Source organism: Paenibacillus sp. FSL R10-2734, from assembly GCF_037963865.1.
Classification (GTDB): Bacteria; Bacillota; Bacilli; order Paenibacillales; family Paenibacillaceae; genus Paenibacillus_AQ.
Map to the genome: position 1 here is coordinate 3,271,804 of NZ_CP150170.1, position 23,473 is coordinate 3,295,276.

A 23,473-nucleotide genomic window follows, 5' to 3' on the forward strand; every position below is an offset into this window, starting at 1 on the left:
AGACGAATTAGACATGAATATTGATCTGCACACCCACGGTAAATTATCCAAAAAATCAACCTTTTCCCCTGAATATTTTGCTGAAATGATGTTCGAGGCGAAAGCGAATGGATTACAAGCAGTAGCTTTGACCGAGCACTTTAACACTTCTAATTTCTTTGCGATGTATGAAGCGCTGGACCAGATGTACCCATATAACGGACATTATTATGATGTAAACGGGCTTAAACTGTTTCCAGGTATGGAAGTGGATATCGCGGAGACAGGTCATATCCTGCTGATCGGACTTAAGGAGAATGTTCTAGCTGTTCGCGCTTTACTGGATGAGCATACTGTGGAGGGGAACTTCATTCCTTTCAAGGAACTGCTGGACATGGCTGATGAACATAATCTTTGGAAAATCGGAGCCCACCCATTCCGAACTTCTACGCCATTACATCAACTGGACCCGGAGCTGCTTAAACGACTAGACGCTTTTGATTTTAACGCTAAAGATATTTACATGCAGGGTGCGGAGACTTACAAGAAGCTGATCATGCCATTTGCTGAGAAGCTGGGTGTACCTGTGATTGCTGGTAGTGACAGTCATCAATGTCTGCAATACGGGAGCGTTCTGAATCGTTTGAATACCAACTGCTCGACTGTTGAGGAGTTGAAAGAAGTTATTAAGCAAGGCAACTACGAAATTGAGCTTTCCCCGTGTCTTCACACCAAAGTGAAAGCATCGGTCATGATGAAGAAACTATTGAAGCAGCTAGTTGGCGAAGCTCCCTCCAGAGATGAAGCGGAGATCGGCCATATGGCATAATGAAAATAGGTTAAACCAGCAAATTGTCCATTCCGAACATTCCTGTTATACTTTTTCGTGAATGTAATTGGAGGTGGTACTGTGCTAATGTTGGTTTGCCCATTAGCTAGAAGTTCCTCACGCAAAGCCTAGAATTAGGGCGATACTTTGCGTGAGGTGCGATAGGATGGATGATCGCCCAAACTAAACATTATCGTTTCTAATAATGGGCTTTGCACCTTATGGAATTTTCATAACAAATAAGGGGCTGAAGAGCAATGAATACACCATTTATTAGAAACCATCAATATAATTTTATTAAAAAACAAACGGATTTTCTTCTAAAGACACTGCGAACTGTAGCGGATCGAAGAGTGTTGGAGACTGTAAGATATCGTTCGGCATTGAACGTAGTTGAAGCTTTTCTAACGCTTCCTGACTATCAGCAGCAAATGCTTCAACAAATATCTACCTTTGAGACGCAACACGATTTTCAGAAATATTTAAGTGGACTAGAGCCTTATTTGGAACCTTTTCCACAGATTACGCTGAAGCAGATCCAGAAGCTATTCCCTAAGAATAAGAAGCTGAAGGTACCTAATTTAGAAGCCATCGATTTTCGATATATGACGTATCTGAGCTGGATAGATATTGCTACCAACAAATTATTTATTGTATATCCGTTCGAAGGACAGTTTATCGGTATTGAGGGTAGAATTACACCGATGAACAAGAAAGGGTATTGTCTGTTCTGTAATCGGCAGCAGCAGCTTGCCTTCTTCACAGTCAAAACCAAGCTTGCGAAATCTTCGCCGGATGATTATTCCTCTATTGGACAATATGTATGTCTTGAGAGCGAAGGCTGTAATCATAGTATTACTGATACCGCATCGCTTGAGAGATTCATTCTCTCTACTCGTGTTTGATATTAAGAATAGCAAAGGGGTCGTCCCTAAGTAGTTTTTGCTACTTGGGTACGGCCCTTCTTTTTATATAGAAATATAGGACCAATATAAGCCTAGATTCCGTTCTCCTTGGATTACTGCTGCCCCTGACCAAGCTCCGAAAGAATAATTAGGGAATTTCTCCCCGAAATTCTGAGGTTATTAGCGTCAAACTTATAATTAGGGAAAACCTCCCTAAAATTTATCTGATTTGGTGAGAATCACAGGGGTTAACCTGATTTTTAGGGAGAAATTCCCTGATTTCATTCATTATAAGCGAATATAGACTATTTTCAGGGAGCTTTTCCCTAATTGGTTTTAGACCCACGCTGTACATCGCATATCACTTACTGCCAATCAACGACCCAAACTTAAAAGTCTAATGGCTAAGTGAGAATCTGCTACATAGATTTTTCTATAAAACGAAGTTGCCCCATAAGTAGCAATCACTACTTTTGAGACAACCTCTCATTTCAAAGTTATTGTTTATCCTTGGAATCTTTATTAATCACCCGTTTAGGGCGAGTTACCCAGTTCGTGCGATTCATTGGTTTTACGGTTTCAATTCTGGAATTCGAAAGGTCATTCGAAGGTTCTGCTTGTTCTGTTTCAGTTGCTTCTGAACCTGCTTGTTCCACAGGTTTTTTCCTCGATAGTCCTGTACCGTCATGTTTGCCTCTGTTCCATACTCTTCCCTTACTCATACATACACTCCATTTCTATACGCTTATTCATAAACCATATCATATTAGGACAAGTTAAGGAAGAAAGACATAAGCACAAATCAAAGGATTTTTCAAGTTATATTGGTTACTGGAGATTTTATTTTGTGATGGCTATAATAGTACTGATATTGAAAGGAGAGTACTTATATTATGGCTATCAAGATCATAACAGACAGCGGCTCAGACCTACCCCTTGACTACATGGAGAAGTATAATGTTTCCGTGATCCATCTACCGGTTCATTTTGGGCATGAGCTCATGCCTGAGGATACGGATACGAAAACCTTTTATGCTAAAATGGCTGAATCCAAGGAGCTGCCTACTACGGCAAGTCCAAGTCCAAACCAATTCCTTGAGGCATTCAGGCGAGTAGAGGAAGGTACTGACATTATGGTCATTTGTATGTCCTCTAATATTAGTAGCACTTATCAGACTGCTATGATTGCTATGGAAATGTACCAAGAAGAAGGTCACTCCAATGCAATAGAGGTTATAGATTCTAAGACCTTCTCAGGAGGATTGTCACTGATTGTGGGCCTCGCGGCGAAGTGGTCAATGACTTGTACGAGTCTGCAGGAATTGAAGGAAAAGGTGCTTCAGCAAATTAACGAGGTTCGTGCATATTTTACACTGGATACGCTTGAAAATGTGATGAAAGGCGGACGCCTAAGTCGGATATCGGGAGCGGTTGCTTCTGTGCTAAATATCAAGCTATTGCTGAAGATCAGTGAAGAAGGTACTGTTGAGGTAGTCGAGAAGACCCGGGGTCTTCCAAAGGCATTGAACCGTCTGCTTGCGCATTTGGATGAGAAGCAGCATGACTACGAGAAGGCTGTTATCGCTATAGTACACAGTAACTGTGAGAAGCTGGCGCTTGAGATTAAAGAACGGATTTTACAAAAGCACCCATTCAAAGAGGTTTTGCTCTCAAGTATGGGGCCTGTAATGGGAACCTATGCTGGTGAAGGTGGAATTGGAGTAGCTTTTTAAGTTGATGTTCAGATTTCTGGGAATTTACGATCGTACATGGGACAAGTTCCCGTGTGCGATTTTTATTTAAATAAGAGAATTGATATCCTTCGTAACTATAAGATTTAGCTATTCTTTAGATTGGATTTAGGTGGGTTTAATAATCGCAGAATATAGTTAGTTGGGGTGATTATCATGTATACGATTCTAATCGCTGATGATGAAGCAGAAATTGTGGAGTTATTGAGATTATATTTAGAGAAAGATTACAACATTGTGGAAGCGAATAGTGGTACGGATGCGTTAATGCAAGTACAGAACCATAAAATTGATTTAGCAATTCTTGATATTATGATGCCTGGTCTAGATGGACTACAATTACTCAAGAAAATTCGTGAGGTCCATCATTTTCCGGTGTTGTTTTTATCTGCAAAAAGCGAGCATTACGACAAAATTCTGGGTCTCGAGCTCGGTGCCGACGATTATATTTCCAAACCGTTTAATCCATTAGAAATTGTAGCTCGTGCGGGAGCTTTGCTGCGCCGGGTACATCAATTTGATGCACAAATCGTTGAGGAAAAGGCAGCTGAACAGATTGTATTGGGAGAATTAAGACTGGATCAAAGCCAGTGTATGATCTATCGTTCAGGGGAACCCGTCGTTCTTACCTCTACCGAGTACAAAATTCTTGAATTAATGATGAAGCAGCCGGGTCGGGTCTTTACACGAAAAAAAATATATGAGGCCGTGTGGGAAGATTTCTATGTGTACGAAGATAATAGTATCATGGTACATATCAGTAATATTCGGGAAAAGATTGAGCAGGATTCTAAGAAACCAGTATATTTAAAGACTATTAGAGGGCTGGGATACAAAATTGAAGCGCCTATGGAGCAATAGAGATCAACGACCGTTACAATCATCGCTGACGCTGGATTTTTTGTTGTTTATCTGCATTTTGTTTTTTCTCGTGATTGTTTATTACTTGTTCATTAATCTTGATGTGACCCATATGTTCGAAAAAAATAAAATTGCTGACCCTGATTTGAAGGTTGAAGCTAGTGCCTATCGAGATAATCTGGAGCATGGGGTAGAAACCAAAAGACTGCTCCGTAGTGGGGGATGGATCGAGGTCTTGGGTCAAGACAAGAAGATCATCGAGATTGTAGGAGAGAAGAAAGACGAAATAACACAATATACCGATAACCAGCTCTTGAAAAGCTTGGAAAACGGAGAAGATCAGTCTTACTACTACTCGTTGGCTTCACGCAATAATCAGAATGAATCAGAGTGGCTGCTTCTGAAAATCCCTAGAGAAGTCATCGACATTTCAATTAATAGTGATCCATTTGTTGCGTACTTTAACCACTCGATTTCATACTATGTCTTTTTGGGAGTTGGGATGATTCTCTTGCTTATTATCGTGTACAGCTATTGGGTGGCGAGACGAATCAGGAAACCGCTGCGTATCATCACACTTGGTTTGAAACAGATGATTGAAGGGAATTATGATACTCGTATTTCGCTATATGCTGAGAAAGAATTTTCTCAAATCGGGGAGACTTTTAATTATATGGCGGACGTAATTGCGAAGACGACCAAAGAAAAACGCCAAGCAGAGGAAAGTAAGCAACGTATGATGGTGGATCTTTCCCATGACCTAAAGACACCCATTACGAGTATACAAGGTTTTGCACAGGCGTTGGTTGAAGGTCGTGGTGAGGATGAAGAACGCCAGAAAAGGTATTTAACCTATATCTATAACAAATCCTCGCAAGTAACGAAGCTGATTCAAAACATGGTAGAGCTGCTTAAAATTGATTCCCCGGATTTTATATTACGTATGGAGCGTCATGAACTGGGTGAATTTATTCGTGAAATTGTCGCAGACTCCTACGGTGAGATTGAACAAAAGAACTTTATCCTACAGCTGAATGTCCCTGAACAGGAAGTATTCGCAAGCTTTGATGCGGAGCTACTCTCGAGTGTAGTTCATAATCTGATCTCCAATGCTTTGATCTATAACCCTCCAGGCACACATCTACGTGTGGAGGTTATACCCATGGAGAACGAGGTTGCCATTGAAATTGCAGATACTGGAGTGGGCATTCCTGAAGAGCTTTGGTCAACAATGTTTGATCCGTTTGTTCGAGGAGATAAAGCGCGGTCAACCACAGGTGGGACGGGGCTTGGTTTATCCATTGCTATGAAAAACACAGAGAAAATGGGTGGCACACTTCATCTCAGTCGGCGAAAGAAGGAACCAACGGTATTCACCATACGTATTCCCAAATAGCGAGATGAAAGACACCCGAAAATAGAAGATGGGAGAGAACTATGGCTAAACTGAACACATTCATTCGAGTTTGTATAGCGATCCTTTTAGTATTAGGTATCGTATTTCTAGGCTCACAAGTTAATTTTATTTTCAGACCGATCTTGTCTTTGTTCAATGTTATTATCGTCCCCTTAATGTTGGCGGGATTTTTCTATTATCTACTCCGACCTCTAATCAATACTTTGGAGAGATATAAACTAAATCGCTCTGTTGCGATTATCATCGTATATGTGGTCATTGCATTGCTCTTGTTTGCTTTTAGTATTGGAGTTTGGCCTTCACTTCGAACACAGCTAACTAATTTCGTCGATAATATGCCAAATCTGATCGCAGCCGTGAATCAGCAGCTATTGAGACTCGAGGACAGTGGATTTTTGGCTTCTATTATCCCAGCGGATATGGATCTTGCTTCCCAATTGACCGAATATTTGAATAAAGGATTTAATCTGATTTCGAATTACGTGACGGGTTTATTCTCCTTTGTTTCAAATTTCGCGATTATTTTATTTACCTTTCCTATTATGTTGTTTTACATGCTTAAGGAAGGTGGGAAATTTGGACGTAAGATTGTAAGTTTCTTCCCAAAGAAGTATCGTGGAGAAGGAACTACAATGATGAGTGAAATTGACAGTGCGTTAAGTGGATTCATCGTTGGGCGGGTATTAGTCAATTTGGCGCTTGGTGTTCTGATGTATATTGGTTTCCTTATTATTGGTCTACAGTATGCATTGTTGTTAACCGTGATCGCCGTTGTGATGAATTTTGTGCCTTTCATTGGTGCAATTCTGTCCAGTATCCCTATTTTTATTATTGGATTCATTCAATCGCCGTCCATTGCAGTGTGGTCCATCATCATCGTTCTCGTAGCTCAGCAAATCCAGGATAATCTGATCGCTCCCTACATTTTTGGGAAAAAGCTTGATATTCATCCGTTGACTACGATCATCCTAGTGTTGGTTGGTGGAGATATAGGTGGTATTATTGCGATATTACTGATTATTCCACTGTATATGATTGTGAAAATCGTTCTGACTAAGGCGTACAATTTGTTTGTTAAGAACCACAGGGTAGAGGTAGAGGAGAGTCTTTAATATCTCATAAAATTATCAAATATAATGGAGGTTGTTTATATGAATGAAGGAACGGAGCAAGGACTAATTCATATCTCTGATGATGTAGTCACTTCGATCGTTGGACAAGTGGTTCTGGAAACGCCAGGTATAGCTGGGATGTCAGGAAGCAATATTTCGAACAACTGGGCCAAACGCTTGGGCGGTAAAAATGTGAAAAAAGGATTGTCTGTAGAAGTGAAGGAAGTAGACGTAGCCATCGACCTAAAGGTTATTGTTAATTACGGATGTGTGATTCAAGAGGTCTGCTATATGTTACAGAAAAATGTTCGTAATGCTGTGGAAAATATGATGGGCCTGTCCCTTGTTTCGGTAAATGTGAAAGTTGAGAAAGTAGTTCTTCCGTTATAAGGATAATTCTCGAAATAGGCACCGTGATATAGGCATCTGCATAGAATGGAGCAAATCCATTTACGGAGGTCAGAACATCCATGTCGACATATAACACTGGGCAAGAGCAGAATGTGATTTATCAGGCCGATCCTGCTGTGATCCGGCACCTGCACGGTGTCCGTGATTCTTTACATCAATCCTGCAAGCCATACCTAAACCATAAAGTGAATGTACAGACTATAGATGGCTTAGTGCATGAAGGCACTTTAGCCGGAGTAGATAACAAACACTTGTATTTGAACGTTGCAGTTAATGGACAAATGCAGCGCGGATACTATAATCCATACCAGCCTTATCATCCTCATCCGGGCCAAGGACATTACCCAGGAGGCCCAGGTCATTACCCAGGTACTCCTTACAATAATAATGTGATCTTGCCGCTTGTGTTGTTCGAACTGCTTGCCATTTCTTTACTCTAAAGCTTGCATACTTCTGTATAAGGGCATGTGCTGGATTCGCGATCGTATGTTGACGCGTCTAGCCATGTTCTTTTTTTTTTTGTGTAAAAGAAGCTTACAATTGATATAATTGCTCTATAACCTGGAGGTGTCATATGATTAGATATCCTATTTTGAACAAGAATGCGACAGTAGGGGTAACAGCACCCTCATCTGGAGTGGGCGCTCAAAATGCAGAGTTAATTAAGTTGGCTTCAAGCCGCTTGGAGTCTAAAGGATTTAATGTGATTTGTGGGGAAACGGTATGGACGCAAGAGAAGGCCAAATCAGCACCGGCAAAAGTGCGTGCTCAGGAGTTTAACGAGATGATGAGTGCTGAGCCTATCGATATCCTTATTCCACCTTGGGGTGGGGAGCTGTTAATTGAGACACTTGAATTTATTGATTTTGATGCCATGAAGGACAAGTGGATCTTAGGCTATTCGGACATTAGTGTGCTGTTGCTTGCAGTCACATTAAGAACGGGGATTGCCACGGCTCATGGGACGAACCTTGTTGATCTTAGGGGAGAATATTCGGATAATACCACAGCCATGTGGCAAGCGGTTCTAGAGACGAAAGCTGGGGGTTCTATCGTCCAGCATTCTTCGCTTAAATATCAGGGGGAATGGCAGCACGATGTTCCTTCACCTTGTGTCTTTCACTTGACAGAAGATACCCGCTGGAAGACTGTATCATCTGGTCCTGTAGCTATGAAAGGGCGTCTACTTGGGGGCTGCATTGATATAATCAGGCACTTAATCGGCACTCCATTTGGAAACCTACAGCATTTTCAAGAACAAATCATTAATAATGAACCGATTTTATGGTATTTGGAAAATTGCGAAATGAACACGACTGATTTGCGTAGGTCACTAGTTCAGATGAAGCTGGCAGGTTGGTTTGAGAATTGTTCTGGGATTATGTTTGGCAGAAGTCCTGCTAATCGACCAGTAGAGAACTATACGGCCGAAGATATTTATGCTGAACTCTCTGAGGAACTTCAGGTGCCTATTGTTTATGATATCGATTGTGGTCATACTCCACCGCAAATTACGCTTATTAACGGAGCATATGCTGAAGTAGATGTGACAGACGGAGTAGGGACGGTAACGCAATTTTTCTATGAATAGCTGTATACGAAAAAGGGACAACCACTTGGGGCTGTCCCTTTTTTTAATTTTGTGTATTTACAATAGCGGTGATTTCCTCATCCAGGTCTAGCCTTACATCTTCACGATATGCGCGAATGCCATATTCGCTAAGCATATAACGTAGGATCGCCTCAATCATGTTGGACTCGACTAGATATTGACTACGTCCCTGTACCCAAACCTCCGCAGAGTAGCCAGTGTCTTCTTCCCAGCTAAGTTCTACCTGAACATCTTCTGGGCGAACCGCTTTGCGTTCAGCCATGTGTATACATAAGGCATTGATGATCTCATCCATGCTTAGAACCATTGTTGACATTAGTAACGCCCACCTTGTTCTTCTAAGCGACGTTTTTCTTTTCTACGACGGAAGAAGGACATTACGAGCATTACGAGTACATAGATCGCAAGCATATTAATGGCGAAGCCTAGAATGTTACCAAAGGCACCCATTCCGGCGAACATTCCACCGAATAGTAACCCAGCCAAACCACCGATCATCATACCTTTCATTAAGCCGCCACCGCTGAAGAATCCACGTTTCGTATTCGCAGTTGAGCCTGCTGTGGAGCTTTTAGTGCTATCGCTTTTTCTTACGTTATCGGTTGTTGATTTTTTTGGAGTTGTTGAATAGCTACGAGTGCCGGATTTAAATCCGCCACCACCTCGCTTCGCATCCACAAAGTTCGGGGTAGCTACGGCGAAAAATAGAGTAAAGGCCATTACAATCATCATTACGCGTTTCATTGGTTTCATATAGTACGAAAACCCTCCTGTGAGTATGAATTTGTGTGCATGTTCAGTAATACGCAGCTAGTCCCACCAGGTTTCAATTTTTATCTATCATAATTTATACTTTTTATTCACAAAAAAAAAGCGTGGATCTAGGATCCACGCAAACAGCAGTTAGAGAGTCGTCACTTAAGTTATTTATACCCATCAGCGACAAGTTCAAGCGCTCCAGTAGCCGGATCGATGATCATGCCGTGTACAGGTACATTAGGAGGAAGCAATGGATGACGTTTAATCAGGTCCACCGTTTGAATTACCCCATGTTCTACGTTGTCAAATCCGCGCAGCCATTTAGTAAGCTTGATCCCGGAATTCTCCAGTGTGGATAGCACCTCTTCAGATACTCCACGCTCTTTAATAGAATTGATCATATGCTCCGCATTAAGTGAGGCCATACCGCATTCATAGTGTCCAACAACGATAACTTCCTCAGCGTCAAGTTCATATAGCGCGACCATGACACTACGCATAACACTACCAAAGGGCTGTGAAATAACCGCCCCGGCGTTTTTGATGATTTTGACATCACCGTTCTTAAAATTCATAGCTTTTGGTAATAGTTCAACCAGACGGGTATCCATACAGGTGATAATTAACATTTTTTTATCTGGATAACGACTAGTTAAATACGCTTCATACTCTTTATTCTCAACAAAACTCTTATTAAAATTAATAATTTCGGATACATGGCTCATGGCTGTTCTTCCTCCCTAAAATCACTGAAATGTACTTACATTACGCAAATCTCTTACCAGGATATTTTTTCCGTAAATCTGTGAATCACTGTCTAGCTTAAAGGAAGAGAACCGTTCCTCGGCATCCAGACGCATCTTGTCCTCATAAAAGATTTCCTGCTGGCGGCTTACGATAAAGGGAAGGGAATCACTTTCAATCCTAGAATCGCTGTCCTCTATTTCTGAAACAATCAGTAATACATTAATTCCGTCACACCCGCAGCCTTCCGTATCATAAAAGAGCTTGAAAAATCCTGGCCGATCTTCAAGCCTTTCCTTCAACTTCCTTTCTGCGAGAGGTGTAACTTGAATCATCATAGCCTGTTCACGCTCCTTCAAATTTTGTGCGAAGCAAGCTCTGCTTCTTATGTAACCCATTGAATAATTTAAATTAGAGATGTAATCTCTGAAGTTGATTATACTCATTCAAAAAAGTATCATCAAGAGGAGTCGGCAAAACAGAGAAAGCAGGTGTAATAAAATGGAACAGCTAGTGAAGGAACAGTGGGAGAAATTTAGCGAGTTATTATCAAAAATAAGTGGATATTCAGAGGCCATAGAATTACTTCACTGGGATTTGCGCACCGGTGCGCCGCGTAAGGGAGTAGAGGTTCGTTCGGGTACGATAGGGATGCTAAGTGGAGAGCTGTTCAGACTCGGGATTTCAGAGGAAATGGGAGAATTTACAGCATATTTTAGCCGTCCTGAAGTGATTACTCAACTCTCTCAAGATCAGAAAAAGATTGTTTCTGATTGCCGTAAAGAGTATGAGCGCAGCAAGAGCATACCTTCCAAAAGATTTGAGGAGTACGCTGTTCTCTCTGCACATTCCCAAACCATCTGGGAAGAAGCCAAGGAGAACGATGATTTTGCCACTTTTGAACCTTACTTAAGCAAAATAGTTGCTCTGAAAAAAGAATTTATCGATTATTGGGGTGTAAAAGGAACGCGCTATGATACGCTTCTTGATATGTATGAGCCTGATCTTACTGTAGATAAAGTGGATGAAGTATTCAGCCGCCTGCGCAGTCGTTTGGTTCCATTGGTAGAGGCTATTGCTGCTTCTCCTAATAAATCGGACACAAGTTTCTTACAGCAGATCTTCCCTAAAGAGCAACAGGAAAAGTTCGGAAACTTTATTTTAGAGCAAATGGGCTATGATTATGACGCAGGTCGTCTAGATGAGAGTGTGCATCCTTTTGCTACGGGCCTGAATCCAGGCGACGTTCGTATTACGACCAATTACCTGCTTGATAATGTGACTAGTGCTATATTTAGTTCACTGCATGAAGGTGGACATGCGCTTTATGAACAAAACATCAGCAAGGACTTTGTTGGAACACCACTTGCACAAGGCGCATCGATGGGAATTCATGAATCTCAGTCAAGACTATGGGAGAATATGATTGGACGCAGCCGTGCTTTCTGGGAACGTTATTACGGTGATCTTCAACAGCAATTCCCTGAGCAGCTTGCAAATGTGGAGTTGGAAGATTTCTACCGGGCGATCAACAGCGTGCAAAATTCATTTATCCGGATCGAAGCAGATGAGCTTACATATAATCTGCACATTATTGTGCGTTACGAGATCGAAAAGCTAATTTTTAATGAAGGACTTTCTGTAAAGGATCTGCCGCAGGTATGGAACGCTAAATATCAAGAGTATTTGGGGATTACTCCGCCTTCTAACGCTCTTGGAGTATTGCAGGATGTACATTGGTCTGGTGGGGATTTTGGATATTTTGCTTCCTACTCCTTAGGTAATATGTATGCTGCACAAATTCTGAATACATTGCGCAAGGAACTGCCGGAGTTTGATGCGTTAATTGCTGCGGGGAACCTACTACCTATTAAAGAGTGGTTAACGGATAAGATTTATCGATTCGGAAATAGCTTGACCCCTTCCCAAATCATTGAACAAGTAACTGGGGAACCACTAAGCCCTGATTACTTAGCTGATTATTTAGAAGCGAAGTATACGGAGATTTACAAACTGTAATCCAGTAAGGTACGCGTGGTATAATAGAAAGAAAGCTTAGACGGAAGGATATGGATATGGCAAATACTCACACCTACAGCCGGAGAGAAGAAGTCGCGAATGCGATTACGCACGGGATCGGAACGGTATTAAGCGTGGCTGCACTTGTCCTGCTCGTTGTTTTTGCAAGTCTGAAAGGAACGACGTGGCATGTGGTCAGCTTTTCCATCTATGGAACGACAATGCTGCTTCTGTATCTTAATTCAACACTCGTGCATAGTCTCAAAGAGGGTAAGGCGAAGGATTTGTTCGAATTTTTCGATCATTCCGCTATTTATCTTTTTATTGCAGGCACGTATACACCCTTTTTGTTAGTCGCCATTCGGGGTACGCTTGGATGGAGCCTATTCGGTGTTATTTGGGGGATCGCAGTGTTTGGCGTTTTCTTCAAGGCATTTTTTGTTAAAAAGTTTCTGTTCATGTCTACCATATTCTACATCGCAATGGGGTGGCTGATTGTAATCGCCTGGAATCCTCTTTCAGCTGCTGTAGCAGACGGTGGGATGATCCTGCTGATGGCTGGTGGGGTGCTCTATACATTGGGTACGGTTTTCTATGTATGGAGAGGATTTCCGTATCATCATGCGATCTGGCATGTATTTGTCCTCGCAGGTAGTGTTACACATTTCTTCGCCGTGTTGATTTATGTACTGCCGATCCAATAATTCCAAGCGGATTTTCTGCAGGAATAAGGGATTTTTAATAAAGAAAGAGATGACAAGCAAAAATGCTTGACATCTCTCTTTCTTTTAGGTATCATAAGGGACGTTGTGAAGGTGTAAAGTGTTTTTCCTTGACGAAGGGAGTGCCCTTAATGAGTCAGGAGAATAGGCTCGAGAAAACGAATCGTATCAATTTGCTTTTTGCCTTCTATGAACGACTGCTTACAGATAAGCAGCAAACGTTTCTTAAATATTATTTTCACGATGATTTTTCCCTGGGAGAAATCGCCGCTGAATTTGAAATCAGCCGCCAAGCCGTTTATGAACATATTAAACGGGCGGAGCAAGTATTAGAGAATTATGAAGAAAAACTTGGTTTATTAGTGAAGCATGAGAGTCGTACCAAATATTTAGAAGAACTGCGCAGACTGCCGGAGAATGGGATGCTGCCTGAGCAATATAAACTTCGGTTCGCGGAGATCGTGGATCGCTTGCAGAGGTTAGAGTAGCATGAAGGGAGAAACTGCATATGGCGTTTGAAGGTTTAACCGGAAGATTGCAGAATGTGTTCAGCAAGCTACGCGGTAAAGGTAAAGTATCCGAAGATGACGTAAACGAAGCTATGCGCGAAGTACGGCTGGCCCTTTTGGAAGCCGATGTTAACTTCAAGGTAGTTAAAGAATTCGTAGCTAAGGTGAAAGAAAAGTCTATTGGTACAGAAGTGATGGACAGCTTTACACCTGGTATGGTCATTATCGACATCGTTAACAAGGAACTAACCGAGCTGATGGGCGGAAGCCAAGCGAAGCTGGCCAAGTCGAACAAGCCACCAACCGTCATTATGATGACGGGTCTACAAGGTGCTGGTAAGACAACCACTTCGGGTAAGCTGGCCAAGCTGTTACAGAAGGGTAATCATCGTCCCTTGCTCGTTGCGGGAGATATTTATCGCCCTGCTGCGATCAAACAGCTTCAGGTGCTTGGAGAACAGATAAAGGTTCCAGTATTCTCGCTAGGTGATCAGACCAGTCCGGTAGAGATTGCCAGACAAGCTGTACAACATGCGAAGGATAACGGACTTGATTATGTAATTATTGATACTGCAGGCCGCCTGCATATCGATGAAGAATTGATGGAAGAACTTAAGCAGATTCACAACGTTGTAAATCCTGATGAAGTTCTGTTAGTAGTAGATGCAATGACCGGTCAAGATGCCGTGAACGTAGCTGAGAGCTTTAATAAGCAGCTTGAGCTTACAGGGGTTGTATTGACGAAGCTCGACGGCGATAGCCGTGGTGGTGCTGCGCTGTCTGTCAAAGCCGTTACTGGTTGCCCGATCAAATTTGCCGCTTTAGGTGAGAAGATCGACGCACTAGAGCCGTTCCATCCGGAACGTATGGCTTCGCGGATTCTGGGTATGGGCGACATGCTGTCGCTGATTGAGAAAGCCCAAGCGAACATTGATACTGACAAAGCTAAGGAAATGGAACGTAAGATGCGTAATGCGGAATTTACGTTTGATGATTTCCTTGAGCAGATGGACCAGGTGAAGAAGCTTGGCCCGATCGATCAAATACTTGATATGCTGCCTGGTATGAATAAAGCCAAGGGCATTAAGGACTTGAAAGTTGACGATAAGCAGATGGGTCGCGTTGAAGCCATAGTTCATTCTATGACTAAGACGGAGAAGCGTCAGCCAGAGATTATCAACCATAACCGCCGCAAGCGTATTGCTGCCGGTAGCGGAACCTCGGTCGCTGAGGTCAACCGCCTCATCAAGCAATTTGATGAGATGCGTAAGATGATGAAGCAATTCTCCGGTATGATGGGCGGAGGCGGTAAAGCCTCTAAGAAAAATGCGATGAAGCAGCTTAAAGGCCTAGGTGGAAAAGGGATGAAGTTCCCTTTTAAATGATCTTGCTGTTTTAATATCTCGAAACTATTATAAGGAGGTGATTTTTCGTGGCAGTACGTATTCGTCTGAAAAGAATGGGAGCGCATAAAGCGCCTTTCTATCGTGTAGTGGTTTCCGATTCCCGGTCCCCTCGTGACGGTCGTTTTATCGAGGAAATCGGTTATTATAATCCGATTGAACAACCGGCAGTAGTTAAGATCGATGAGGAAAAAGCTCTTAAATGGCTTCAAACAGGTGCGCAAGCATCTGATACAGTACGCAACTTGCTTTCCAAAGCAGGCGTAATGAAGAAGTTTCATGAGCTTAAGCAACAGAAATAATGACTGATTGCGAGGGTCCTCTATGGAAGAATTAGTTGGAGTAATTGCTAAGGCTTTAGTGGATCATCCAGAAGATGTGACGGTACGAGCGGTGGAGAAGGAACACCTAATTGTTTATGAACTGTCCGTACATCCTGATGATGTAGGAAAGGTCATTGGCAAGCAAGGTAGGATCGCTAAGGCGCTCCGTACAGTAGTCACATCTGCAGCAGTCAAGAGCGATAAACGCGTAACTGTAGATATTTTATCTTAAATGATGCGTACAATGAGGGGCTAGGGATAGTATATCCCGGCTCCTTTTTGTTCAAATATATAGATTATAGATGAAGCTTGTAAAGGAGAGGGTTATATGACAGAAGAGTTAACCGTAGGCAGACTTGTGAATACACATGGTATTCGCGGGGAAATTAAAGTACTATCCCATACCGATTTCCCTGATGTTCGTTTTGCTGCAGGTAAGAAGCTGATGGTGATCCCTGCAGATGGCAGTGCTAAATTCGAAGTAACTGTAGAATCCGCTCGTGAGCACAAGGGTATGTTCATCGTTAAGCTCAAAGGGTATACGAACATCAATGAAGTGGAAAAGTATAAAGGCAGCCTCCTGAAGGTTCCAAGTAATGATCTTGTTGATCTGCCTGAGAACGAATACTACTTCCACCAAATCGTTGGTTGTGAGGTATACACGGACGAAGATGAAAACAAACCACTCGGTACAATAACAGAAATCTTACAGCCAGGTGCGAATGACGTGTGGGTAGTTAAACCTGAAAAAGGACAAGACATCCTTATTCCTGTTATCAACGATGTAGTCCTGAATGTGGACATAGAAGCTAAACGAATTACTGTTCATTTGATGGAAGGGCTATTGCCATGATGAGAATTGATGTGCTTACGCTGTTTCCAGAAATGTGCGAAGGCGTATTCAGCACAAGTATTCTTGGTAAGGCTCGTGAAAAGGGAATCGTATCTTTAAATGCTGTGAACTTCCGTGATTTCTCGGGAAATAAGCACAACAGTGTGGATGATACACCGTATGGCGGTGGCGGGGGCATGGTGCTCAAGCCTGATCCGATTTTTAATGCAGTCGAGCATGTGCTCGGTATTACACCCACTGAGGAATCTAACGAACGATCAGATGAAGAGGTTACTGTGAAACCACGTATAATCCTTATGTGCCCACAAGGAAAAACCTACAATCAGAAGATTGCTGAGGAGCTGGCACAAGAGGAACATCTAATCTTCATATGTGGACATTATGAGGGATATGATGAGCGGATTCGTGAGCATCTGGTAACCGATGAACTTTCAATCGGGGATTACGTGTTAACGGGTGGAGAGTTGCCTGCGTTGACGGTTATTGATTCCATAGTCCGGCTTCAGCCAGGAGCGCTTGGAAATGAAACTTCTGCGATATCTGACTCTTTCAGCACTGGGCTGCTGGAATATCCACACTACACACGTCCTGCTGAGTTTCGCGGCTGGAAGGTACCAGATATGTTACTGAGCGGTCATCATGCAAACATCGACATATGGCGGAGAGAGCAGGCTCTGCTGCGCACATTGGAACGCAGACCAGATCTGCTTGAGACTGCAGAACTTACGTTGAAAGACAAGAAGACACTGGAACGTCTGAGAAATGCGGACAAACCGGAGTGATAATTTAATGAAACAGACATATCTGACGTCTTTTTAACGTATCTTACGTTAAGGAGGCGTTTTTGTTATGCCTATTGAAAACAAATAAATCAATAGTTTTTGAATTAAAACGAGCATATGTGCGTTGAAAGCTTCTTTTTAGGGTAATGAATAGAGGTGCCGCACTAATATATGCAGCTTATGATGTAGCAAGCTTAACTATTGAAGGGAATGAACTGAAGTGACTACGAAGACGCGTGAAGAATTCAAGCCTAACGTGGACACCGTCCACAAGGAAGCGGAGCCGCTCCGCACCGTGAATGATATTATCGATTTTTATACAAATCGCAATTCCCATTCGCCATTTAAAGAGTGAACATATAAGACTCAACGTTAGGAATTGATTGTTAGGCTGAATAAAACCATTAGACACAGTGAATTTTTGGTTCGCTGTCGCTAATGGTTTTATTTTTTTCGTAAATGTAAGTATTGATCGAGGTGTATGTAGCACGGTGTAGCTCAAGCTGCTGATGGTTGACTAAACAGTAACGATAACCGGCGAATAAACCTGCAAAGGTACATTTATTAATGATAAGAGGATGGCTAAAGCATTAATTCCTGCAAATCTGCACTTATTCTTGCACCAGGAGAAGCCTTCGAGCCATAAGTGAGGATATACCTGTACTTTTGCAGTTTTAGGACTTAATGGAGAGGATATCAATGCAAAAAACTGTACTGCAGCAGGCTTTCTCTAGTCGAGCGAAAGGTAGGAATGAATAGGTGGAGATAACATCCTGTTACTCCGATTAAACTGTAAATAACCACTTTCCTATGAGATCTAGTATCTCAGCGAAAAGTGGTTATTTTTTTGACTATAATATTTCGTGGAGGCACATGTTATTCTTTGCGTAAGATTTTGTGTACTCCTGTAAGGAGTGAGTACAGCGCAACACATACGAGAACAGTAACAGCCCATGCATAGTTGCGAACGGTGTAAGTAAGCGAAGCTAAAATAACGAAAATGGTGATACGCAGTACACCTTCTTTAATAAACTGTTTTCTTTCAACATTCATGTGATTGGCCTCCTCGAATGGATGGGATAAGACGAACTACAGGTGAATATTGGTCTTACTGTATATCACCTTTGTGGAGTACGAAAGATACAGAGATCAAAAAAAGTAAATATTGACTCAATATCTGACCTATGTAAGTTCGCCGTTACCGACCTGTACTCCTACACATAGAGTATATCATTACGAACAAGGAGGAGTACACTAGTGGAAGCTTATTATAACTGTTTGCGTTGTAAGAATAGAAGGGTGCGTATTATGACTAGAGATGGCAGACAGTACGAAGGCGTTATTACAGATGTAGACAGAAACAATGTTTACTTAAGAACTGACAATGGTTCTGTGCATACTTCTGCTTTTTGGGGAAATTCTTTTGCCGGAAATCAGATTTTAACTTTGAGTTTGTTCACTCTGCTGGCTATCGCATTAATCTAGTCACTAGGAATCACAAACAGACCGTCCGGTTATCCGGACGGTCTGTTTGTTGCCGATTACTGCACTGTAATTGCACCTATATCTGAACTTAGGGACAATAATGGTCCCCCTCCATTGATATCGGTCTTTCCACCTTCAACTCCTTTGATCTGGCCGAGATCACTTTCGGCTTCCACGCTACATTTCATGCCATCGGCTAGAACCGCACTGAGGCTTCCCACATTCGTTTTGGCTTTTAAACTGCTGTCATTCTTCATTTCTGCTATATCCATACGTATGCTTCCAGTATCGGATTCTACAGTGGATTTGCCAGTGATTTTAGCCCCTTCAATATTGATCGCTCCAACGTTGCTGACGATATGATATTTTCCCTCTAGATTGCGAAGACGAATTTGACCAACGTTATTTGTAATTATATATTCATCAATGCTGGTGGGGAGCTCTATATTATAGCTTATGCTAAAATCTGAATAACCATATTTGTCTTGCGCCCATGTCCATAAATCTTTCTTTGGGCTTGATTTGGAATTTGTGTACACCTTCAATGTATCTCCGCTAACCTTTATTGAAACTTCAGCATCATCCATAATCTTTTGACGGTCAGATTTATGGAGTGAGCTGTTGTGGGCTGAGATTGTTGCAATTACATTGATCTGATCTCCAGTAACAGCTGTAACTTCTACTTCACCGACTGCATTGTCCATGCTGAGCACGGATGCTGATCCGATCGCTTGGGATACAGAAAGCTCTTTGGTAATGCTATCTGCTTTAACTTCGTCAACCACCTTAGTAGCTGTTTCCTCAACGGCTTGCTGCACAGTGGCAGCTGCCTTGCTAAGCTCTTGCTTGACAGCTTCACCAATATTCTGCTGTGCTTCTTCTGTAATACTCTTGTCAACCTCATTTTTCGCGGATTGCCTTCCTGGTAATTCAGTGCAACCTGCCAAAAGTACGATGGACAGTACGGCTACTGCTGCCAATACACTATTATTATTTCTTTTCCTCATTGAACGAACTCCTCCTCATATATGGGTGTATGTGATCTTACCTATGTGTCTTCGTTATGTACTTCTATAAGTATATCTTATGGGATTTTTATGTAAAAACGGCTGAAGGCGGGTTTTGTACTGGACCAAAGACTAGGTCTCAAAAGTGTTCACTACACTTCGATTTTCAATTGTGCTAAAATAAATTCATAATCACTCGGTGATGAAATAAGGGTATGGGTACATACTAAAAAGGGCGCAGAAGCTCTCATATAGAACCTTCAGCAACTACTGGAAATCGCTTTAGTCGGATAGAAGTGTAGAGGTGTGCTAAGGCTACATTGTATACAGATATAGACCGTTACCTCACTTGCAGAACAGGGCGGTCTTTTTACTTTCTTTCTTTAATAAATTCTGAAGGGTGGAGGGAGCTAGATGAAATATGTAGCCATTTTGTTTGCCTTAGTAGTTTTGGCAGTTGTATATTTTTTAATCTGGAAACGGAAAATAAACACCACAAGCAATCATTTTCGTACCACTAGTAGTAACGTAATCTCTATGGACAGTCATCGTAAAGCCAAACAGAGCTCAGGGGAGCAGCCTTGCTCTGCTTGTAAGAAGAAGAATGGAAAGCTAATCTTCTATGCACAAGACAATGGAACTGTAGTTGGCTTGTGTAAGGATTGCCAGTCAAAGGCAAAAAAAAGAGATATGCTACCGCTTTAAATAGAAAAAATAAGTTGTATTAGCCCGTCCTTTATGGTATTATTATTTCTGTTGTGTGGAATACGGTGGTCCGCTGCGGATAATGAGGGAGAGCAAAGATCTCTCCGGAAGAGGCAAGAACACCTGTACGGAAGGAGGAAGTCCTTAATGAATATCCTACAAGCTATTACGCAAGAGCAACTTCGTAAAGATATCCCGAGTTTTCGCCCGGGTGACACTTTGAAGGTGCATGTAAAAGTTATCGAGGGAACTCGTGAGCGTATCCAGTTGTTCGAAGGCGTTGTAATCAAACGTCGTGGCGGTGGAATCAGTGAGACTTTTACGGTTCGTAAAATTTCTTACGGTGTTGGTGTGGAAAGAACATTCCCAATCAACTCGCCTAAAATCGAGAAGCTCGAAGTGGCTCGTCGTGGTAAAGTGCGTCGTGCTAAACTTTATTACCTTCGTGAACTACGTGGTAAAGCAGCGAGAATTAAAGAAATTCGTCGCTAGAATAGTGACAAAGGAAAGGGGCTTGAATTCAAGCCCCTTTCGTTTTATTATTTTTTGGAAATATAAGAAAGCATAAGTTTCACGTTATAAATTATTCTTATATTTCTCGCATAAACGCTTACCGTCCTTAAAGGACGCTGAGGGCGTTGTAGCTTGGTATAGAATGCGTGCGACATATTCGCTTGGGGATCAGCTTCTCCGAAAAGGCCTCCTGAAGGAGTATCTGTGGAGGGGTTTTTGGCAGGAGTTTTTTTGACTTATAAGAAAGTATTTATTTGGGGCCCCCGCAAAGTACCTGAGTACGCATCAACGCAAAGCCTCACTTTGTGGGGATATTTTGTGTTGTATAGTAAGAGTAGTAATAAGAGAGGACGGTGAACTATGCAGCAGGAACAAAGTGAAACTTTGGAATCAAGCGCGCAGAACCCACGTAAGCCCAAAAACGAAGTGTTGGAATGGGTAAAGGCCATTGCGATTGCTTTAGTGTTGGTATTTCTGATTCGCTGGCTTTTGTTCAAGCCGTTTATTGTAGATGGACCTTCCATGCAGCCTAACTTCCATACTGGAGAACGTGTTATTGTAAATGAGATCTTGTACGATATTAGATCTCCACAGAGGGGCGAGGTTATTGTATTCCACGTGCCATCTGAGGGTAGAGATTTTATTAAACGTGTAATTGGTGTGGCTGGAGATACTGTGAAAGTAGAAGGGGATGTAGTTACAGTTAACGGGGAAGTTGTTAATGAGACATACATTCAAGATGCAATTGATGCAAAGCATAGTATCAACGCTCTGTATAATAATAAAGACTTCCCTAATGAAGAATTTCCGGATGGTACTGTACCTGAAGGACATGTGTTCGTTATGGGGGATAATCGCTCGGATAGTACCGATAGCCGAATGATCGGTTATGTACCTCTGGATGATATTGTAGGCCGTGCAGATTTAATCTTCTGGCCATTGAAGGATATTACACTGATTAACCATTAAGTTGACAGAAGTCAAAGGAGGTGACGGCAATGGCCATTCATTGGTTTCCTGGTCATATGACGAAGGCTAGGCGGCAAATCGAGGATAAGCTGAAGCTGATTGATGTTGTAATAGAATTGCTCGATTCCCGTCTGCCGCTTTCCAGCCGCAATCCGATGATTGACGATATTTTGCGGGACAAGCCAAGACTGATTATTTTGAACAAGGCGGATCTGGCAGATCCGGAAATTACACGGAAGTGGCTGGCGTATTTCAAGGAACAAGGGCATGTTGCTTATCCTGTTGATGCATCTACTGGAACGGGTATCAAGGATATTCCAGAGCAGGTTAAACTGCTGCTAAAAGAAAAGATTGACCGGCAGATCGCAAGGGGAATGAATCCGCGAGCTATGCGTGCATTGATCGTAGGTATTCCTAACGTCGGCAAATCAACGCTTATTAACCGGATGGCTGGTAAGAGTATCGCTGCTACTGGTGACCGCCCAGGGGTTACTAAGGGTCAACAGTGGATTAAGACAGGCGGTAACTTGGAGCTTCTGGATACCCCAGGTATTCTGTGGCCGAAGTTTGAGGACCAAGAAGTAGGTTATAAACTAGCTGTAACGGGTGCAATAAAGGAAGAAATCCTGAATATTGAGGACATCGCCTTTTACGCAGTGAAGTATTTAGTGAAGGATTACGGATCCAAATTTCAAGAACGCTTTGGTATTGAAAAGCTTCCTGAAGATTTGGAGAATCCAGATGAGATCATAGCTGTAATGGAAGCCGTGGGTCGTAAGCGCGGTTGTCTGATTAGCGGTGGACGTGTAGATCTGGAAAAAGCTTCGCGGGCCTTGCTGCATGAGCTACGGGCAGGTAAGCTTGGACGCTTTACGCTGGAAACGCCTTAAGTGGCGTGAATTCTGCGTTTAATGGACTAGGTATTTGAAGAGCCATCCGAAATTTCGGAGGCTCTTTTTTATGTGTCAGAAAGGAAGATTTTGGGCCCCCATAAAGTACCTGAGTACGCCTCGAAGCTAAGCTTCATTTGTGGGGATATTTAATGGGGAATGGATCAAATTGGAACGTCTATTATAAGGTGACCATGTAAGCTTTACTATGATAAGCTGACTTATATAGATCATAGAATAATTCATAATTGGCGGTGACAAATTAGTGAGTTCGATAGATATGTTGGCTTATGAAAAAGAAGGCTGGGAACAGTCTTATTGCAGAATAGCAGGCGTAGATGAAGTGGGTAGAGGCTGCTTGTTTGGGGATGTCGTCGCAGCAGCGGTGATTTTGCCGGAGGGGCTTATTATTGATGGTGTAAATGATTCGAAAAAGCTCACAGCTAAAAAGAGAGATGCTTTATACGAGATTATAATGGAGCAAGCGCTGGCGGTGGGTGTGGGGTTAGTGGACTCTAATGTCATAGACGAAATTAACATCAAGCAAGCTTCACGCCTGGCTATGAAAAAAGCGGTAGAGAGTCTGGAACACATTCCTGACTATATGCTGATCGATGCTGAAAAGGTAGACCTCCCATTGCCACAAAGGGCAATTATTAAAGGGGATGCTAATAGTCAGTCCATCGCGGCAGCTTCGATCATTGCTAAAGTTACACGAGACAGATTATGTGAAGGTTTATGGGAGGAATTATACCCTGATTATGGGATTGCGATACATAAAGGTTATGCGACCAAGCTTCACCGGGAACAAATTACGGCTCTAGGTCCAACACCTATGCATCGACGGAGTTTTATTGGGAGGATTCTCGCGGAGCAGCAAACGTTATTCTAAAAGCATCGCTTAAAAAAGTGA

The 23,473-nt window shown here is 42.3% G+C and carries 31 protein-coding genes; 24 read left to right on the forward strand and 7 right to left on the reverse strand.

From position 1 onward, the window contains the following. The first annotated feature begins 13 nt into the window (after window positions 1-13). Both NSS67_RS14285 and NSS67_RS14290 read left to right on the forward strand, forming a co-directional pair. Complete coding sequence (locus NSS67_RS14285; RefSeq protein ID WP_339320157.1) at window positions 14-808, forward strand: PHP-associated domain-containing protein; 795 nt, start codon at window positions 14-16, stop codon at window positions 806-808. Between the two features lie 257 nt (window positions 809-1,065). Next, a complete protein-coding gene (locus tag NSS67_RS14290; protein ID WP_339320158.1) occupies window positions 1,066-1,713 on the forward strand; it encodes a FusB/FusC family EF-G-binding protein in 648 nt (215 codons plus the stop codon). A 497-nt stretch (window positions 1,714-2,210) separates the two neighbouring features. On the opposite strand, the gene NSS67_RS14295 is transcribed toward NSS67_RS14290, so the two are convergent. Next, complete coding sequence (locus NSS67_RS14295) at window positions 2,211-2,435, reverse strand: hypothetical protein (RefSeq protein ID WP_339320159.1); 225 nt, start codon at window positions 2,433-2,435, stop codon at window positions 2,211-2,213. A gap of 171 nt (window positions 2,436-2,606) precedes the next feature. Between NSS67_RS14295 and NSS67_RS14300 the strand changes: the two genes are divergently transcribed. From NSS67_RS14300 to NSS67_RS14330, 7 genes are all read left to right on the forward strand, one after another. After that, entirely contained in the window at window positions 2,607-3,446 is an 840-nt protein-coding gene (locus NSS67_RS14300; protein ID WP_339320160.1) for a DegV family protein, read from the forward strand. A gap of 171 nt (window positions 3,447-3,617) precedes the next feature. Continuing rightward, window positions 3,618-4,325, forward strand: a complete 708-nt coding sequence (locus NSS67_RS14305) for a response regulator transcription factor (protein WP_339320596.1) — start codon at window positions 3,618-3,620, stop codon at window positions 4,323-4,325. Window positions 4,326-4,383: 58 nt separating this feature from the next. Further along, entirely contained in the window at window positions 4,384-5,721 is a 1,338-nt protein-coding gene (locus tag NSS67_RS14310; protein WP_339320161.1) for a HAMP domain-containing sensor histidine kinase, read from the forward strand. A 41-nt stretch (window positions 5,722-5,762) separates the two neighbouring features. Further along, window positions 5,763-6,854 (forward strand): AI-2E family transporter, encoded by a 1,092-nt coding sequence (locus NSS67_RS14315; RefSeq protein ID WP_339320162.1) that lies wholly within the window; start codon window positions 5,763-5,765, stop codon window positions 6,852-6,854. 39 nt (window positions 6,855-6,893) lie between these two features. Next, the gene (locus NSS67_RS14320) at window positions 6,894-7,244 is read left to right on the forward strand and encodes an Asp23/Gls24 family envelope stress response protein (protein WP_339320163.1); all 351 of its coding nucleotides are present in this window, start codon (window positions 6,894-6,896) and stop codon (window positions 7,242-7,244) included. Window positions 7,245-7,324: 80 nt separating this feature from the next. After that, window positions 7,325-7,705, forward strand: coding sequence for a hypothetical protein (locus NSS67_RS14325; RefSeq protein WP_339320164.1), 381 nt, complete (start codon window positions 7,325-7,327; stop codon window positions 7,703-7,705). A 134-nt stretch (window positions 7,706-7,839) separates the two neighbouring features. Then, complete coding sequence (locus tag NSS67_RS14330) at window positions 7,840-8,856, forward strand: S66 peptidase family protein (protein ID WP_339320165.1); 1,017 nt, start codon at window positions 7,840-7,842, stop codon at window positions 8,854-8,856. A 43-nt stretch (window positions 8,857-8,899) separates the two neighbouring features. On the opposite strand, the gene NSS67_RS14335 is transcribed toward NSS67_RS14330, so the two are convergent. From NSS67_RS14335 to NSS67_RS14350, 4 genes are all read right to left on the reverse strand, one after another. After that, the gene (locus NSS67_RS14335; protein ID WP_339320597.1) at window positions 8,900-9,184 is read right to left on the reverse strand and encodes a YxcD family protein; all 285 of its coding nucleotides are present in this window, start codon (window positions 9,182-9,184) and stop codon (window positions 8,900-8,902) included. Window positions 9,185-9,192: 8 nt separating this feature from the next. Then, the gene (locus tag NSS67_RS14340; RefSeq protein WP_339320166.1) at window positions 9,193-9,630 is read right to left on the reverse strand and encodes a hypothetical protein; all 438 of its coding nucleotides are present in this window, start codon (window positions 9,628-9,630) and stop codon (window positions 9,193-9,195) included. A gap of 170 nt (window positions 9,631-9,800) precedes the next feature. Further along, complete coding sequence (locus tag NSS67_RS14345; RefSeq protein WP_339320167.1) at window positions 9,801-10,361, reverse strand: carbonic anhydrase; 561 nt, start codon at window positions 10,359-10,361, stop codon at window positions 9,801-9,803. 21 nt (window positions 10,362-10,382) lie between these two features. Further along, window positions 10,383-10,718 carry an iron-sulfur cluster biosynthesis family protein gene (locus NSS67_RS14350; protein ID WP_339320168.1) on the reverse strand — a complete coding sequence of 112 codons (336 nt, stop codon included), beginning with the start codon at window positions 10,716-10,718 and terminating at the stop codon, window positions 10,383-10,385. A 163-nt stretch (window positions 10,719-10,881) separates the two neighbouring features. Between NSS67_RS14350 and NSS67_RS14355 the strand changes: the two genes are divergently transcribed. The 9 genes from NSS67_RS14355 (at window position 10,882) to NSS67_RS14395 (ending at window position 17,346) form a co-directional block, all read left to right on the forward strand. Then, the gene (locus NSS67_RS14355) at window positions 10,882-12,399 is read left to right on the forward strand and encodes a carboxypeptidase M32 (protein WP_339320169.1); all 1,518 of its coding nucleotides are present in this window, start codon (window positions 10,882-10,884) and stop codon (window positions 12,397-12,399) included. Between the two features lie 56 nt (window positions 12,400-12,455). Further along, a complete protein-coding gene (locus NSS67_RS14360; RefSeq protein ID WP_339320170.1) occupies window positions 12,456-13,103 on the forward strand; it encodes a hemolysin III family protein in 648 nt (215 codons plus the stop codon). Between the two features lie 149 nt (window positions 13,104-13,252). Continuing rightward, a complete protein-coding gene (gene ylxM, locus NSS67_RS14365) occupies window positions 13,253-13,609 on the forward strand; it encodes a YlxM family DNA-binding protein (protein WP_036688609.1) in 357 nt (118 codons plus the stop codon). Window positions 13,610-13,629: 20 nt separating this feature from the next. Next, window positions 13,630-15,015 (forward strand): signal recognition particle protein, encoded by a 1,386-nt coding sequence (ffh, locus tag NSS67_RS14370; protein WP_339320171.1) that lies wholly within the window; start codon window positions 13,630-13,632, stop codon window positions 15,013-15,015. Between the two features lie 47 nt (window positions 15,016-15,062). Next, window positions 15,063-15,335 carry a 30S ribosomal protein S16 gene (gene rpsP, locus NSS67_RS14375; protein WP_036688604.1) on the forward strand — a complete coding sequence of 91 codons (273 nt, stop codon included), beginning with the start codon at window positions 15,063-15,065 and terminating at the stop codon, window positions 15,333-15,335. 22 nt (window positions 15,336-15,357) lie between these two features. Beyond that, a complete protein-coding gene (locus tag NSS67_RS14380) occupies window positions 15,358-15,588 on the forward strand; it encodes a KH domain-containing protein (protein WP_036688600.1) in 231 nt (76 codons plus the stop codon). A 96-nt stretch (window positions 15,589-15,684) separates the two neighbouring features. Further along, entirely contained in the window at window positions 15,685-16,209 is a 525-nt protein-coding gene (gene rimM / locus NSS67_RS14385) for a ribosome maturation factor RimM (RefSeq protein WP_339320172.1), read from the forward strand. Further along, a complete protein-coding gene (gene trmD / locus NSS67_RS14390) occupies window positions 16,209-16,991 on the forward strand; it encodes a tRNA (guanosine(37)-N1)-methyltransferase TrmD (protein WP_339320598.1) in 783 nt (260 codons plus the stop codon). The genes rimM and trmD overlap by 1 nt, the downstream gene beginning before the upstream one ends. Window positions 16,992-17,211: 220 nt before the next feature. Next, entirely contained in the window at window positions 17,212-17,346 is a 135-nt protein-coding gene (locus NSS67_RS14395) for a hypothetical protein (RefSeq protein WP_339320173.1), read from the forward strand. Window positions 17,347-17,867: 521 nt separating this feature from the next. On the opposite strand, the gene NSS67_RS14400 is transcribed toward NSS67_RS14395, so the two are convergent. Next, entirely contained in the window at window positions 17,868-18,044 is a 177-nt protein-coding gene (locus NSS67_RS14400) for a hypothetical protein (RefSeq protein ID WP_156113147.1), read from the reverse strand. Between the two features lie 204 nt (window positions 18,045-18,248). Between NSS67_RS14400 and NSS67_RS14405 the strand changes: the two genes are divergently transcribed. Beyond that, window positions 18,249-18,476 carry a hypothetical protein gene (locus tag NSS67_RS14405; RefSeq protein WP_339320174.1) on the forward strand — a complete coding sequence of 76 codons (228 nt, stop codon included), beginning with the start codon at window positions 18,249-18,251 and terminating at the stop codon, window positions 18,474-18,476. A gap of 56 nt (window positions 18,477-18,532) precedes the next feature. Here NSS67_RS14405 and NSS67_RS14410 read toward each other — a convergent pair whose 3' ends face one another. Further along, window positions 18,533-19,483: a hypothetical protein gene (locus tag NSS67_RS14410; RefSeq protein ID WP_339320175.1), complete on the reverse strand. Its 951-nt coding sequence runs from the start codon at window positions 19,481-19,483 to the stop codon at window positions 18,533-18,535. 414 nt (window positions 19,484-19,897) lie between these two features. On the opposite strand from NSS67_RS14410, the gene NSS67_RS14415 reads away from it, so the two are divergent. The 5 genes from NSS67_RS14415 (at window position 19,898) to NSS67_RS14435 (ending at window position 23,452) form a co-directional block, all read left to right on the forward strand. Beyond that, a complete protein-coding gene (locus NSS67_RS14415; protein ID WP_339320176.1) occupies window positions 19,898-20,188 on the forward strand; it encodes a hypothetical protein in 291 nt (96 codons plus the stop codon). A 147-nt stretch (window positions 20,189-20,335) separates the two neighbouring features. Then, the gene (rplS, locus tag NSS67_RS14420; protein WP_039874330.1) at window positions 20,336-20,680 is read left to right on the forward strand and encodes a 50S ribosomal protein L19; all 345 of its coding nucleotides are present in this window, start codon (window positions 20,336-20,338) and stop codon (window positions 20,678-20,680) included. 381 nt (window positions 20,681-21,061) lie between these two features. Continuing rightward, window positions 21,062-21,670, forward strand: a complete 609-nt coding sequence (gene lepB, locus NSS67_RS14425; protein ID WP_339320177.1) for a signal peptidase I — start codon at window positions 21,062-21,064, stop codon at window positions 21,668-21,670. Window positions 21,671-21,699: 29 nt separating this feature from the next. Next, window positions 21,700-22,560, forward strand: a complete 861-nt coding sequence (gene ylqF, locus NSS67_RS14430) for a ribosome biogenesis GTPase YlqF (RefSeq protein ID WP_339320178.1) — start codon at window positions 21,700-21,702, stop codon at window positions 22,558-22,560. Between the two features lie 280 nt (window positions 22,561-22,840). Beyond that, entirely contained in the window at window positions 22,841-23,452 is a 612-nt protein-coding gene (locus NSS67_RS14435; RefSeq protein ID WP_339320599.1) for a ribonuclease HII, read from the forward strand. Window positions 23,453-23,473 lie beyond the last annotated feature (21 nt).